Consider the following 14374-nt stretch of genomic DNA (forward strand, 5'->3'; position numbering starts at 1 on the left):
GTCAGATCTCCTTGACGTGCTCGAACGGTTCGAGGCAGTCGGTGCAGCGGTAGAGGGCCTTGCACGCGGTGCCGCTGAACTCGGAGGTCACCCGGGTCGCGGTCGAGCCGCAGCGCGGGCAGGGCGGGGCGTGCCGCGTCGGCCCGAGGTTGAGCGCGACGGGCCCGTCCGGGCGGTGGGCGGGGCCGGGCGCCGACAGTCCCGCCTCCCGCAGGGCGGACCGGCCGCGTTCGGAGATCCAGTCGCTCGACCAGGGCGGGTCGAGGACGACGCGCACCTCGACCCGGGGGAACCCCGCGTCGTTCAGCCGGTGGACGAGGTCGTCGCGCATGGTCGCCATGGCGGGGCAGCCGGTGTAGGTCGGCGTGATCGAAGCGACGATCACCTCGTCGCCGCCGGCCTCGTGTTCCACGTCGACGTCGCGCAGCACGCCGAGGTCGGCGAGGGTGAGCATCGGCATCTCCGGGTCGAGGACCTGGCCCGCGACCTCGGCGGCGCGTTCCCGGGCGGTCACCAGCGGCCTCCCGGGTGCGCGCGGGCGACCACCTGCATCTCGGCGAGCAGGAGGCTGAGCGCCTCGGTGTGCATGCCGTGCCGGCCCGTCCGCCCGCCGACGCCGGCCAGGGCGGGCCGGTCCGGGCGGTCGACACCGCTGACGGCGAGGACCTGGTCGAGGACGGCGTCGACCTCGTCGCGGGCGGAGGCGGGGTCGACGCCGACGCCCGCTTGCGCGAGGGAGAGTTCGACCGGATGTGCGCGGACCAGTTCGGGCTGGAGCGGCCACAGGTCGTCCAGGGCCGTGACGAGCCTGCGGCGCGACTCTTCGGTGCCCTGCGCCAGGGTGAGGAACCAGCGGCCCGCCCAGTCCCGGTGGTAGGTGACCTCCTTGACGCCCTTGGACGCCACGGCGGCCAGCACCGAGTCGGCGCTGGCGCGCAGCCGCTCCAGCAGGGCGAGCCGCGCCACCGAGAACAGCAGCAGCCGGACGACGACGTGCGCGAAGTCGCCGTTGGGCACCTCGGCGAGCCGCACGTTGCGGAACTGCCCGGCGTCGCGGAAGAACGCGAGCGCGTCTTCGGCGGGCACCGGCGAGCCGTCGGGGAGGGCGGGCACGGCGCCCGGGTCGGCGGCGGCCGCCCGCGCCAGCAGCAGGCGCGCCTGCCCGAGGAGGTCGAGGGCCATGTTCGCCAGCGCGATGTCCTCTTCGAGGTCGGGCGCGCGGCTGCACCACTCCGACAGGCGCTGCGACATGACCAGGGCGTCGTCGCCGAGCATGAGGCAGTACGCGGCGAGTTCGGTGTGGTCGACGCCGCCGGGCACGGTGGTGTCGACGCCGGCGAGGGGATCCTCGAAGTCGGTGCCGAACGCCCACTGCGAGGCGTCTCCGCCGTCGATCAGGCCGTCGAAGATGCTGCCGTGCTCGTCGCTCATGGTGGTCCGCCCTCCGGTCACATGTGCGGGACGTTCCCGGGGATGTCGTAGAACGTCGGGTGCCGGTAGACCTTGTCGCCGCTGGGCGCGAACAGGGGGTCCTTCTCGTCCGGGCTGGACGCGGTGATGGCGTCGGCCCGCACGACCCATATGCTCACGCCCTCGTTTCGCCGCGTGTAGACGTCGCGCGCGTGCCGCAGGGCCATCGTGTCGTCCGGTGCGTGCAGCGACCCGACGTGGACGTGGTTGAGGCCGCGCTTACCGCGGACGAACACCTCGTACAGCGGCCATTCCCGCCTGTCCGTACTCATGCGGTCCTCTTGTGAGGGGGCGGCCCCCCGGTTCAATTCGCTCATATGGCACCTCCTTCGGCGGACCGGCTCGCGAACGCCGACGCCGCCTCGCGCACCCAGGCGCCGTCGTCGTGGGCGGCGCGGCGGTGGGCCAGCCGCTGGGCGTTGCAGGGCCCGTTCCCGCGGACGACCGCGGCGAACTCCTCCCAGTCCGGCTCGCCGAAGTCGTGGTGGCCGCGCTCGGCGTTCCAGCGCAGGTCCGGGTCGGGGAGCGTCACCCCGAGCGCCTCGGCCTGCGGAACGGTCATGTCGACGAACTTCTGGCGCAGCTCGTCGTTGGAGTTGCGCTTGACGCCCCACGCCATCGACCGCTCGCTGTTGGGGGACTCGGAGTCCGGCGGCCCGAACATCATCAGGGACGGCCACCAGAACCGGTCGACCGACTCCTGCACCATCTCGCGCTGGGCGTCGGTGCCGCGCATCATCGTCATCAGCAGCTCGTAGCCCTGCCGCTGGTGGAAGGACTCCTCCTTGCAGATGCGGATCATGGCGCGGCCGTAGGGTCCGTAGGACGTGCGGCACAGCGGCACCTGGTTGCAGATCGCGGCGCCGTCGACGAGCCAGCCGATCGTGCCGACGTCGGCGTAGGACAGCGTCGGGTAGTTGAAGATCGAGGAGTACTTCTGCCTGCCGGACAGCAGCATGTCGGTCAGCTCGGCGCGGGACACGCCGAGGGTCTCGCACGCCGAGTACAGGTAGAGGCCGTGGCCGGCCTCGTCCTGCACCTTGGCCAGCAGGATCGCCTTGCGGCGCAGGGACGGGGCGCGGCCGATCCAGGCGCCCTCGGGCTGCATGCCGATGATCTCCGAGTGCGCGTGCTGGGCGATCTGCCGCACCAGCGTCTTCCGGTAGGCGTCCGGCATCCAGTCGCGGGGCTCGATGCGGTCGTGGCGTGCGATCGTCGCGTCGAACGCCGCCTGCAGACCCGCGTCCGGGCCCGGCTCGGCCTTCACCGGTGGGGTCGTCACTTGGGTCCCTCCGCGTCGATGTATTTACTTACCGTTCGATCAGTAATAGCGTGCCACGAGACCGCCGCCCTGCGCAAGAGGCCGTGCCGGCCCCTGCCGGTCCCCGCCTCCCGCCCTCGGAGAGGAGACAGTGTGAGCCCACTGCTGGAGAGCTACGCCGCCGGACGATGGTTCCGCGCGGACGACGAAGGGGCACCCCTGCTCGACGCCGCGACCGGCGAGGAGGTCGCGCGGCTGTCGAGCCGCGGCCTGGACGTCGCGGAGATGGTCCGGCACGCCAGGGAGACCGGCGGCCCGGCGCTGCGCGCCCTCACGTTCCACGAGCGGGCCGCCATGCTGAAGGCGCTCGCCAAGCACCTGACCGAGCACAAGGAGGAGCTGTACGCCCTGTCGGTGCGGACCGGCGCCACCGCGCGGGACACGGCCGTCGACGTCGACGGCGGCATCGGCACCCTGTTCGGCTACGCGAGCAAGGGCGTGCGCGAGCTGCCGAACGACACGATCGTCCTCGACGGCGGCCTGGAGCGCCTCGGCAAGGGCGGGACGTTCGCCGGGCAGCACGTGTACGCGTCCCGGCCCGGCGTCGCGGTGCAGATCAACGCGTTCAACTTCCCGGTCTGGGGGATGCTCGAGAAGCTCGCCCCGGCGTTCCTCGCCGGGCTGCCGTCGATCGTCAAGCCCGCGAGCCAGACCGCGTACCTCACCGAGCTCGCCGTCCGGCAGATCATCGGGTCGGGCATCCTTCCGGAGGGCGCGCTGCAGCTCCTCGCGGGGAGCCCCGGCGGGCTGCTCGACCGGCTGACCGTCCAGGACTCGGTCGCCTTCACCGGTTCCGCGCACACGGCGGGCCTCCTGCGCCGCCACCCGAACGTACTGGACGGAGGCGTCCGCCTCGGCGTCGAGGCCGACTCGCTCAACTGCTCGATCCTCGGGCCGGACGTGCGCCCGGACGACCCCGAGTTCGACCTGTTCGTCAAGGGCGTCGTCACCGAGATGACGGTCAAGGCGGGGCAGAAGTGCACCGCCATCCGCCGGGTGCTCGTCCCCGAGCCGATGGCCGAGCCCGTGATCGAGGCGCTCGCCGCGCGGCTGGCCAAGGTGACCGTCGGCGACCCACGCGACCCCGACGTGCGGATGGGCGCGCTCGCGAGCCTCGCCCAGCGCGACGAGGTGCGCAAGGCGGTCGAGGCGCTGCGGGCGGGCGCCGAGGTGGTCGCCGGGGACCCGGCCGGCGCGGGCCCGCTGCTCGGCGGCGACCCCGAACGCGGCGCGTTCATGACGCCGATGCTGCTGCGCGCGCGTCCGGGCGCCGCCGAGCCGCACGACGTGGAGCCGTTCGGGCCGGTCAGCACGGTCCTCACCTACGGCGGCACCGGCGCGACCGTCCCCCAGCCCCCACCCGGCCGCCACCCGATGGACGGTCTTCACTCGGCGGTCGAGCTGGCCGCTCGCGGCCGGGGCAGCCTCGTCGCGTCCGTCGTCACGCACGACCCGGACGTCGCGCGGACGGTCGTCCGGGGGCTGGCTCCATGGCACGGCCGTGTCCTCATCCTGGACCGGGACGACGCGAAGGAGTCCACCGGGCACGGTTCACCGCTGCCCGCGCTCGTCCACGGCGGTCCCGGGCGCGCGGGCGGCGGCGAGGAGCTCGGCGGGATCCGGGGCGTCCTCGGCCACATGCAGCGCACGGCCGTCCAGGGCTCGCCCGACCAGCTCACCGCGGTCACCGGCCGGTGGACGACCGGCGCGGCCCGCACGGTGTCCGGCGGCACGGGGTCCGGCGATCACCCGTTCCGCAAATCGCTGGCCGAACTGCGGATCGGCGACACCATCGCCTCCGCGCCGCGCACGGTGTCGCTCGACGACATCGCCCACTTCGCCGAGTTCACCGGGGACACCTTCTACGCGCACACCGACCCCGAGGCCGCCGCGCGGAACCCGCTGTTCGGCGGCATCGTCGCCCACGGGTACCTCGTGGTGTCCCTCGCCGCCGGGCTGTTCGTGGACCCGGCGCCCGGCCCGGTCCTGGCGAACTTCGGCGTGGACGGCCTGCGCTTCCTCACCCCGGTCAAGGCCGGCGACTCGATCGCGGTGACGCTGACCGTCAAGCAGATCACCCCGCGCGGCGGCGCCGGCTACGGCGAGGTCCGCTGGGACGCCGTCGTGGCCAACCAGGACGGCGAGCCGGTCGCCACCTACGACGTGCTCACCCTCGTCGCCAAGACCCGGCCGGCGGAGTGAAGCACGCGTGGCTCAGCCTCCGCGCGCCCCCCAGCCCGCGCCGCGGCCGCGGGCCTCGTCGAACACCAGCCAGGTGCGGGTGGCGCGGACGCCGGGGATGTCCTGGATGCACTCCATCACCACGTGCCGCAGCGCCGCGTTGTCGGGTGCCCTGACCAGGACCAGCACGTCGTAGTCGCCGCCGACCATCGCGAAGTGCTCCACGTAGGGAACCTCCCGCAGCCGGGCCGACAGCTCCCGCCAGGAGTTCTGCTCGATGGTGACCGAGACGTACGCGCTGGTGCCCAGCCCCGCCTTGTGCGGGGCGAGCTCGACCGTGTACCCGGTGATGATCCCGTCGTCCGTCAGGCGGGTGAGCCGGGCGTAGGCGCTGGCGCGGGAGATGTGGACGCGCTCGGCGAGGGCCCGCACCGAGACGCGGCCGTCGCGCAGCAGCTCGGCGATGATCGCGCGGTCCACCGCGTCCAGCGGGCCGGCAATTCGTCCGGCTTCACCGCCCACCCCGCCCTCGTCGGCAGACAATCGGCCCTCCCTGAACCCCATAGGTGACTACTTGTCGCATATTGTGCCCGAAGTCTTGAACAGATGGTCGGCACGGCGGACGCTCTCCCTATCAAGCGTCCAGAGAAAGCGAGCGAGGCCATGTCCGTGGCTGCACCTCGGCCGACGGCCGACGATCTGCTTCCCTCGCCCGTCCCGGTGCGCTTCGTCGCCGAGGACGGCACCGCCGTCGAACCGCCCGCCGGTTACCCGATGCCGGCGGGCGAGGAGCTGGTGGAGGCGTACCGGCGGATGGTCCTCGGGCGCCGCTTCGACGGCCAGGCGACCGCGCTGACCAGGCAGGGCCGGCTCGCCGTCTACCCGTCGAGCCGCGGGCAGGAGGCCTGCCAGATCGCCGGCGTCCTCGCGCTGCGGGAGGACGACTGGCTGTTCCCGACCTACCGGGACACGGTCGCCCTGATCGCCCGTGGCATCGACCCGGTCGAGGCGCTCACCCTCCTGCGGGGCGGATGGCACTGCGGATACGACCCCGCGGCGACACACGTCGCGCCCCAGTGCACACCGCTCGCCACCCAGACCGTCCACGCCGTGGGCATGGCCGACGCCCTGCGCCGCAAGGGCGAGGACGGCGTCGTGATGGCCTTCGTCGGCGACGGCGGCACCAGCGAGGGCGACTTCCACGAGGCGCTCAACTACGCGGCCGTCCTCCACGCCCCCGTCGTGTTCTTCGTGCAGAACAACAAGTACGCGATCTCGGTGCCGCTGGCCAAGCAGACCGCCGCCCCCGCCCTCGCCTACAAGGGGATCGGGTACGGCATCCGTTCCGAGCAGGTGGACGGCAACGACCTCGTCGCGGTGCTGTCCGTCCTGACGGCGGCCGTGGAACACGCGCGGACCGGACACGGCCCGTTCCTGGTGGAGGCGCACACCTACCGGATGGACGCGCACACCAACGCCGACGACGCCACCCGGTACCGGGAAGCGGACGAGGTCGAACGGTGGGAGGCGGCCGATCCCCTCGCCCGCCTGGAGACCCATCTGCGCGACCGGGGCCTGCTCGGCACCGAGGACATCGCCTCCGCGCACAAGGCCGCCGAGGAGTTCGCCGCACGCGTCCGCGACGAGATGAACACCGACCCCGAGACCGACCCGTTCGAGCTGTTCGACCACGTCTTCGCCGAACCCACGCCCCAGCTGCGCGAGCAGCGGGCGCTGCTGGCGTCCGAGCTGACCGCCCCAGAGGACGGACAATGACCGCGCTGACCAAGGCGCAGGCAACACCGCCCGCCCCGGAGGACTGACATGACCGCGCTGACCATGGCGCAGGCGCTGAACACGGCGCTGCGGGACGCGCTGAGCGACGACGAGCGCGTCCTCGTCTTCGGCGAGGACGTCGGCCCGCTCGGCGGCGTCTTCCGCATCACCGACGGGCTGACCGCCGAGTTCGGCGAGGACCGGTGCTTCGACACCCCGCTGGCCGAGGCGGGCATCGTGGGCCTCGCCGTCGGCATGGCCATGGGCGGCTTCCGCCCGGTGGTCGAGATGCAGTTCGACGCGTTCGCCTACCCGGCGTTCGAGCAGATCGCCTCCCATGTGGCGAAGTTCCGCAACCGGACCCGCGGCCGGGTGTCCCTGCCGATGGTGATCCGCATCCCCTACGCGGGCGGCATCGGCGGCGTCGAGCACCACTGCGACTCCAGCGAGGCCTACTACGCGCACACCCCCGGGTTGAAGGTCGTCACCCCCGCGACCCCGGACGACGCGTACTGGCTGCTGCGCGACGCCGTCACCGACCCCGACCCGGTGATCTTCATGGAGCCCAAGCGGCTGTACTGGTCCAAGGGCGAGGTCACGCCCTCCGACCGGCGGGCGGGCGGGTTCGGGCGGGCGGCGGTACGGCGCGAGGGACTCGACGCGACGCTGGTCGCGTACGGACCGGCCGTCCCCGTGGCGCTCCAGGCGGCCGAGGCCGCCGCCCAGGACGGCATCGCCCTGGAGGTGGTCGATCTGCGCACGGTCGTCCCGTTCGACGACGAGACCGTCGTGTCCTCGGTGCGCAAGACGGGCCGCTGCGTGGTCGTCCAGGAGGCGCAGGGGTTCGCCGGGGTGGGCGCGGAGATCGCGGCGCGCGTGCAGGAACGCTGCTTCCACTCGCTGGCCGCCCCCGTGCTGCGCGTCACCGGCTTCGACATCCCCTATCCGCCCCCGAAGCTGGAGCACTCGCACCTGCCGGACGCCGACCGGATCCTCGACGCGGTCGACCGGCTCCAGTTCGACGACCGGCCCGACGTCCTCCACCTGGCGCAGGAGCGATCATGACGACGGCCCTCTCACGGCAGGTGTTCCGGCTGCCCGACCTCGGCGAGGGCCTGACCGAGGCCGAGATCATCGAATGGAAGGTCGCCGCCGGCGACACGGTCGGGATCGACCAGATCGTGGTCGAGGTCGAGACCGCCAAAGCGGCCGTGGAGGTGCCCGTCCCGTACGCCGGGACCGTGCTGACCCTGCACGCGGAGCCCGGTACCGTCCTCGCGGTCGGCGAGCCGCTCATCGACGTCGGCCCCGCGGACGAGCCCGCCGCCGCCCGCTACCGCGAGGAGGAGCGGGCGGGCTCCGGCAACGTCCTGATCGGCTACGGCACCGGCCATGCGCCCCGCACCCGCAGACGGCACGGCCGGAAGCCGCGCGCACCCCGAGTGATCTCCCCGCTCGTCCGCAGGCTCGCCCGCGAGAACGACCTCGATCTCGCCGCGATCACCCCCACCGGGCCGCACGGCGTGATCCTCCGCCGCGACGTCGAGCAGGCCATCACCGGCAAGGCACCCGAAAACCCTCCGCCGACCGAAACGACCGGAACCACCGCGCCCACCGGAACCACCGCGCCCACCGGAACCACCGCGCCGCCCGGAACCACCGAGCGCATCCCGCTGCGCGGCCTGCGCCGCGCGGTCGCCGACAAGCTGACCCGCAGCCGCAGCGAGATCCCCGACGCGACGACCTGGGTGGACGTCGACGCCACCGGCCTGCTCGCGATGAAGGACGAACTGCGGCACGCCCGCCCGGATCTCGGTGTCGGCCTCCTGGCCCTCCTGGCCCGGATCTGCGTGTCCGGCCTGCGGCAGTTCCCCGAACTGAACTCCTCGGTCGACACGGGCCGCGCCGAGATCGTCCGGTACGGGCACATCAACCTGGGCTTCGCCGCGCAGACCGACCGCGGCCTCGTCGTACCGGTCGTCCGGGACGCGCACCTGATGACGACCGCGCAGCTCGCCGCGGAACTGGCCGGGCTCACCGGGCTCGCGCGCTCGGGAGCGCTGCCTCCCGAGGCCCTGACCGGAGGCACGTTCACGCTCAACAACTACGGCGTCTTCGGCGTGGACGGATCCACCCCGATCATCAACCATCCCGAGGCGGCGCTCCTCGGCGTCGGCCGCATCATCGACCGCCCCTGGGTCGTCGACGGCACGGTCGTACCCCGCAAGATCACCCAGCTCTCCCTCACCTTCGACCACCGGGTCTGCGACGGCGGCACCGCCGGCGGCTTCCTCCGCTACGTGGCCGACTGCGTGGAAACTCCGGCGGCCCTCCTCGCCCACGTCTGAGCTCCCTCGGCCCGTTCACTGCCGCACGCCGATGGCCTTCAGGCCCGGTGGACGTGCACGGGCATGGACGCCCAAGCGCGCAGGGTGTTGTTCAGGTGACGTTCGGGCTGTTCGGCGAGTTCGATGCGTTCGACTCTGGCCGCCAGGGCGGTGAGGACGGCTTCGGCTTCCAGGCGTGCGACGTGCTGGCCCACGCACTGGTGGAGGCCCATGCCGAAGCCGACGTGGGCGGACGGGTCGCGGGTGAGGTCGAAGGCGTCGGGGGCGTTCCAGCGGCGGGGATCGCGGTTGGCCGCGCCGAGGAACATCAGGATCTTCTTGCCGTCGGGGATCGTGGTCCCGGCGATGTCGATGTCGCCGGTGGCGGTGCGGAAGAAGGTCTGCACCGGCGATTCCCAGCGGACGGCCTCGTCGAAGGCGACGCGGGCCAAGCCCGGGTCGGCGCGGAGCCGCTCCCACTGGCCCGGGTTGGCGGCGAAGGCGTACAGGACGGCGCCCAGCGCGTGGACGGTCGTGTCGACTCCGGCGGTCAGCAGGGAGCGGACGATGAGGGGCGCCTGGTCGTGGGTGATGTCGCCCCTGTCGGCCGCCGCCCAGATCTGGGCTCCGAAGCCGTCCGCGGACAGGTTCTCGCGTGCGCATTGGGCGCCGACCCATCCCGACAGTTCGGGGACGCGTGGCACACCCTTGGCGACCAGCTCGTTGGGCGGGCCGAAGGCGTTGAAGGCGTGGTCGCCGTAGGGCAGGAGGTTCTCTCGTCCTTCTTGCCGGAGCCCGACCGCGTCCGGGAAGACCCGCAGCGGGAACGCCTGGGCCAGTGCGGTGACGGCGTCGAACGACGGTTCCGCCACCACCTGTTCGACGAGTTCGCCGGCGTCGGCGAACCAGGCGTCCCGGAGGCGGCGCAGAGCCCGGGGTCCGAGGACCTTGGACAGGACGGCGCGCGGCGCGTCATGCCGGGGAGGGTCGGCTTCCAGGAGCAGGCTCGGGGGGCGCCACGGCTTCTCGTAGCGGAAGTTGGCCAGCCCCACCCCGGCGCCGGACTGGAAGGACTGCCAGTCGGTCAGCGCGGCGTGGACGTGCTCGTAGCGGGCCAGCGCGTACACGTCGTGGCGGCTCAGGTGCACGACGGGCCCGGCCTCGCGGAGTTCGGCCTGCATGGGCAGGGGGTCCTGGAGGACGCCGGCGGCGAACGGGTCGATGTCGAGGGACACCAGGGCGGACGGCATGGTGGTCATCGCGAGATCCTCCACAACAGGTCACAGGTCCAGGACGAGGCGCTCGCCCGCGGCGCGGGACACGCACACGAACATGCAGTCCCCGGCCGCGCGTTCGGCGTCGTCCAGCAGGGAGTCACGGTGATCGGGGACGCCGTCCAGGACGGTCGTCTCGCAGGTGCCGCACAGCCCCTGACGGCAGGACGACAGCACGGGCACACCGGCGTCGCCGAGGGCTTGCAGCAGCGACTGGTTCCGGTCGACGGACAGCGTCCGGCCTGAGCGGCGCAGCTCCACCTGGAAGGCGCCGTCGGCGGTGCCCGGCTCCCGCGCGGCGGCGACGAAGCGTTCGGTGCGCAGGTGCCCGGCCGGCCAGGCGGCGCAGCGCCGCTCCACCGCGTCGAGCAGCCCGCCGGGGCCGCAGCAGTACACCTTGGTGCCGGTCGAGGGTTCCGGCAGCCAGGCGTCCAGGTCCAGCAGGCCGTGTTCGTCCTCCGGGACGATGGCGACCTTGCCGCCGTACGGCCGGAGTTCGTCCAGGAACGCCATCGACGAGCGGGTGCGGCCGCCGTACAGCAGCCGCCATTCGATCCCCAGCGTCTCCGTCTGGACGATCATCGGCAGCAGCGGGGTGATCCCGATGCCGCCGGCGATGAACAGGTAACGCTCGGCCGGCACCAGCCGGAAGTTGTTGCGCGGCCCGCCGATCCCGACGGGGTCGCCCTCGCGCAGCTCGTCGTGGACGAACGCGGACCCGCCCCTGCCGTCGCGTTCCCGCAGGACGCCGACGCGGTAGGACCGGGCGTCCCAGCGGTCGCCGCACAGCGAGTACTGGCGGGTCAGGCCGCCGGGCAGCACCAGGTCGACGTGCGAGCCGGGCGTCCAGTCGGGCAGCCGGCGGCCGTCGGGGCGCGCCAGGGTCAGCGTCACGACGCCGTCGGCCACCGGCGTCTTGCCCGTCACGCGCAGTTCCACCGCCGCGGCCTGGTCCATCGCCGTACTCCTCGATCTCGTGGGGTGAGTCCGAGGATCGGCCGGGCGGGTCCCGGCCCACGAGCGCTTTCTCATTGAATGAGCGACTTTCCGTGGCGCGGGTCACAGGGCCGCGGTCCGGGGCGGCCGTTCAGTCCGGCGGGCGGGCCCGCTGCGGGACGGGCATCGGCACGGCGTTCAACGCCCGGCTGAGGGCCAGGCCGGTGAGCTGCAGGGGCCGCGTCAGCGCCCACGCGGCACCATCGTTGGGCACGACCAGCCCGAGCGCCGCGACGACCTGCCCGCCCTGCCGCACCGGGACGGCGATCCCCGTCGCGTCGGGGTGGATGTGGCCGGGGCAGAAGGCGAACCCGCGCCGCCGCACCTCCGCCAGCTCGGTGCGCAGCGTCCGCTCGTCGCCGATGGTGCGCGGCGTGTAGGTCCGCAACGGCCCCTGGACGATCTTCTCCTGGAACGCGGCCGGCGCGTGGGTCAGCAGGACCAGGCCGGACGACGATGCGTTCAGCGGGAGCCGTCCGCCGACGCGGGTGAAGTTGACGACGGCGTCCGGCGCGGTGAGCCGCTCGACGAACAGCACCTCGTCACCGTCGAGGACACCGAGCTGGACGGAATGACCGACGACCGACTGCAGGTCCCCCATGTACTGCATGGCCGCCTCGCGCAGGCCCTGCATCGGGGAGGCGCGCTCGGCCAGTTCCCACATGCGCGTGCCGATCCGTATCCCGCGCGGTCCGTCACGGGCCAGCAGGCCGTGCCGGATCATCTCGGTCACCAGCCGCGCCGCCGTCGCCGGCGGCAGCGTCGCCCGGCGGCCGATCTCCCCCACCGTCAGCACCCGGGACTCGGGCCCGAACGCGTCCAGGATCCGCACCACGCGGGTGAGGACCGACTCTCCGCTGGACGACCTGGCCACGCCGCCATTCTCCCACCGGCCTGGAGACCGCCGCCGTCATCGGCGCCGGCGCCGGTACAGGACGCCGGGCCACCACACGATCGGGCCCGCGTCGCGGACGAGGGCCGGCACCAGGAGGGAGCGGACGAGAAGGGTGTCCAGCAGAACCCCGAACGCCACGATGAAGGCGATCTGGAGGAGGAACGCGAGCGGGATGACGACGAGGGCGGCGAAGGTGGCCGCGAGCACCACGCCGGCCGAGGTGATGACGCCGCCGGTCACGGTGAGGCCCCGCAGGACGCCGCTGCGCGCACCGTGCCGCAGCGACTCCTCGCGCGCACGGGTCATCAGGAAGATGTTGTAGTCGACACCGAGCGCGACGAGGAAGATGAACCCGTACAGCACCACCGCGGGATCGGTGGCGCTGAAGCCGAGGACGTACTGGAAGACGAGCGCGGCGACGCCGAGGGTCGCCAGGTAGCTGAGCACGACGGTGGCGACCAGGAGCACCGGCATCAGCAGCGAGCGGAGCAGGGCGATCAGGATCACCAGGATGATCGCGAGGACGACCGGGATGATGACGGTGCGGTCGCGTTCCGCCGCGTCCTGGATGTCGATCTGCTGAGCGGTGTAGCCGCCGACGAGCGTGCCGGCGCCGGCGATGCCATGCAGTTCGTCGCGCAGCCGCTCGACGGTCTGCCGGGCCGCGTCGCTGTCGGCGCCGGCGCTCAACGTGACCTCCACCAGGGCGCGGCCGTCCACGACCCGGGGCCGTCCACCCTCCGTGGTGCGCGGGCGGACGCCGGAGACGCCCTCGGTGCTCTCCGCCGCGGAGATCACCTGCTGCAGCTCGGACGCGTCGGTCAACACGATGGCCGGGTTGCCCGCCCCACCCGGGAAATGTTCGTCGAGGACGTTCTGCGCCCGCACCGATTGCGCCTCGCCGACGAACGTCTCACTCAGCGGCACGCCGCCTGTGCGCAACTGGGGCATGAACGCGGCGCCCGCGATCAGCACGATCAGGCAACTCGCCCAGACACGGCGCGGGTGGCGGTCCAGCAGTCCCGCGACGCGCTCCCAGACACCGTGCCGGGAGGAGCCCGGGCGGTCGGGGTGCGGCCGGGTGGGCCAGTACGCCGCGCGTCCGAGGAGGGCCAGGGCCGCGGGCAGGAAGGTGAGCGCGCTCAGCAGAGCGCAGCCGATGCCGATCGCACCGACCGGGCCCAGTGCCTGGTTGCTGGACAGCCGGCTGAGCAGCAGGGCGAGCAGGCCGAGGGCCACGGTGGAGCCGCTGGCGACGATGGCTCCGACCGACCGCCGCCACGCGGTCAGCACGGCGGGCAGCGCGTCGGTTTCGCCGGCGAGTTCCTCCCGGAACCGGGCCGACAGCAGGAGGCCGTAGTCGGTGCTGGCACCGATCACCAGGATGAACAGGATGCCCTGCACCTGGCCGCTCACCGTCACGATGTCCTGACCGGCCAGGAAGTAGGCGATCGCGGTGGCCAGCGCGAGCGCGAACACCGCACCCATGATGATCACCAGGGGGAGCAGAACGCTGCGGTAGACGAGCAGCAGGATCAGCAACACCACGCTGACGGCGACGAGCAGAAGCATGGTGTCGATGCCGGCGAAGGATTCGGAGAGGTCCGCCTGGATCGCGACGGGCCCGCCCACATGGACGCGGGCCCCGGGGACCCGCTCGGCCGCTTCACGGATGCGGTCCACCACGTCGGGGCTCTGCTCACCGACATCGGAGCGGACCTGCACGACGCCGCTCATCGCCGCCCCGTCCCGCGATGCGACGATCTGGGACGGGGTGCCGGTGACGTGCGGGGTGCCTTGGAGCGAGGAGAGTGCGCCGCGGGCCGCGGCACGCTGGTCGGCCGAGATGGCGCCGGTGCGGGCTTCCCACACGACGATCGCCGGGATCGTGCTGCTCTGCTGGAACGCCGCCTGCCGCTCAAGCACCCGCGTCGATTCGGCGCTGCTGGGCAGGAACGACGACTGCTCGTTGGTGGCGACCTCGCTCAGCTTGCCCGCGTACGGGCCGAGGACGCCGCCGATGGCCAGCCAGACGAGGACCAGTGCGGCCGGGATGATCCAGCGGACGGCTCGGGGTGCGGACATCCACCGTTCCTAGCGACATCGGGTTCAGCGGGCATGCCCTCGTGGATCT

At 72.8% G+C, this 14374-nt stretch carries 13 protein-coding genes; 4 read left to right on the forward strand and 9 right to left on the reverse strand.

The window, feature by feature from the left end:
* Nucleotide 1 precedes the first annotated feature (1 nt).
* From paaD to paaA, 4 genes are read right to left on the reverse strand one after another with little or no spacing between them, the layout of a single operon-like run.
* Nucleotides 2-514 carry a 1,2-phenylacetyl-CoA epoxidase subunit PaaD gene (gene paaD, locus ACTWPP_RS21675; RefSeq protein ID WP_443106144.1) on the reverse strand — a complete coding sequence of 171 codons (513 nt, stop codon included), beginning with the start codon at nucleotides 512-514 and terminating at the stop codon, nucleotides 2-4.
* A complete protein-coding gene (gene paaC, locus ACTWPP_RS21680; RefSeq protein WP_443106145.1) occupies nucleotides 511-1431 on the reverse strand; it encodes a 1,2-phenylacetyl-CoA epoxidase subunit PaaC in 921 nt (306 codons plus the stop codon). The genes paaD and paaC overlap by 4 nt, the downstream gene beginning before the upstream one ends.
* 17 nt (nucleotides 1432-1448) lie before the next feature.
* Nucleotides 1449-1742, reverse strand: a complete 294-nt coding sequence (paaB, locus tag ACTWPP_RS21685; RefSeq protein WP_443106146.1) for a 1,2-phenylacetyl-CoA epoxidase subunit PaaB — start codon at nucleotides 1740-1742, stop codon at nucleotides 1449-1451.
* 41 nt (nucleotides 1743-1783) lie between these two features.
* Entirely contained in the window at nucleotides 1784-2752 is a 969-nt protein-coding gene (gene paaA, locus ACTWPP_RS21690; protein ID WP_443106147.1) for a 1,2-phenylacetyl-CoA epoxidase subunit PaaA, read from the reverse strand.
* A gap of 132 nt (nucleotides 2753-2884) precedes the next feature.
* Here paaA and paaZ point away from each other — a divergent pair, with 132 nt between their 5' ends.
* Nucleotides 2885-4993, forward strand: a complete 2109-nt coding sequence (paaZ, locus tag ACTWPP_RS21695; RefSeq protein WP_443106148.1) for a phenylacetic acid degradation bifunctional protein PaaZ — start codon at nucleotides 2885-2887, stop codon at nucleotides 4991-4993.
* 12 nt (nucleotides 4994-5005) lie between these two features.
* Here paaZ and ACTWPP_RS21700 read toward each other — a convergent pair whose 3' ends face one another.
* Nucleotides 5006-5515, reverse strand: coding sequence for an Lrp/AsnC family transcriptional regulator (locus ACTWPP_RS21700; RefSeq protein ID WP_443106149.1), 510 nt, complete (start codon nucleotides 5513-5515; stop codon nucleotides 5006-5008).
* Nucleotides 5516-5635: 120 nt separating this feature from the next.
* Between ACTWPP_RS21700 and pdhA the strand changes: the two genes are divergently transcribed.
* From pdhA to ACTWPP_RS21715, 3 genes are read left to right on the forward strand one after another with little or no spacing between them, the layout of a single operon-like run.
* Nucleotides 5636-6748 carry a pyruvate dehydrogenase (acetyl-transferring) E1 component subunit alpha gene (gene pdhA, locus ACTWPP_RS21705; RefSeq protein ID WP_443106150.1) on the forward strand — a complete coding sequence of 371 codons (1113 nt, stop codon included), beginning with the start codon at nucleotides 5636-5638 and terminating at the stop codon, nucleotides 6746-6748.
* Nucleotides 6749-6796: 48 nt separating this feature from the next.
* Complete coding sequence (locus ACTWPP_RS21710; protein ID WP_443106151.1) at nucleotides 6797-7813, forward strand: alpha-ketoacid dehydrogenase subunit beta; 1017 nt, start codon at nucleotides 6797-6799, stop codon at nucleotides 7811-7813.
* Nucleotides 7810-9096: a dihydrolipoamide acetyltransferase family protein gene (locus tag ACTWPP_RS21715; RefSeq protein WP_443106152.1), complete on the forward strand. Its 1287-nt coding sequence runs from the start codon at nucleotides 7810-7812 to the stop codon at nucleotides 9094-9096. Before ACTWPP_RS21710 ends, ACTWPP_RS21715 begins: the two co-directional genes overlap by 4 nt.
* Nucleotides 9097-9134: 38 nt before the next feature.
* Here the strand turns inward: ACTWPP_RS21715 and ACTWPP_RS21720 are convergent, their stop codons facing one another.
* The 4 genes from ACTWPP_RS21720 to ACTWPP_RS21735 form a co-directional block, all read right to left on the reverse strand.
* Nucleotides 9135-10334, reverse strand: a complete 1200-nt coding sequence (locus ACTWPP_RS21720) for a cytochrome P450 (RefSeq protein ID WP_443106153.1) — start codon at nucleotides 10332-10334, stop codon at nucleotides 9135-9137.
* 21 nt (nucleotides 10335-10355) lie between these two features.
* A complete protein-coding gene (locus ACTWPP_RS21725; protein WP_443106154.1) occupies nucleotides 10356-11306 on the reverse strand; it encodes a PDR/VanB family oxidoreductase in 951 nt (316 codons plus the stop codon).
* A 130-nt stretch (nucleotides 11307-11436) separates the two neighbouring features.
* The gene (locus ACTWPP_RS21730; RefSeq protein ID WP_443106155.1) at nucleotides 11437-12219 is read right to left on the reverse strand and encodes an IclR family transcriptional regulator; all 783 of its coding nucleotides are present in this window, start codon (nucleotides 12217-12219) and stop codon (nucleotides 11437-11439) included.
* A gap of 36 nt (nucleotides 12220-12255) precedes the next feature.
* On the reverse strand, nucleotides 12256-14325 hold the full coding sequence (locus tag ACTWPP_RS21735) for an MMPL family transporter (protein ID WP_443106156.1): 2070 nt from the start codon (nucleotides 14323-14325) through the stop codon (nucleotides 12256-12258).
* Nucleotides 14326-14374: the final 49 nt, after the last annotated feature.

This window comes from Actinomadura sp. 3N407, assembly GCF_052245875.1.
Lineage (GTDB): Bacteria > Actinomycetota > Actinomycetes > Streptosporangiales > Streptosporangiaceae > Spirillospora.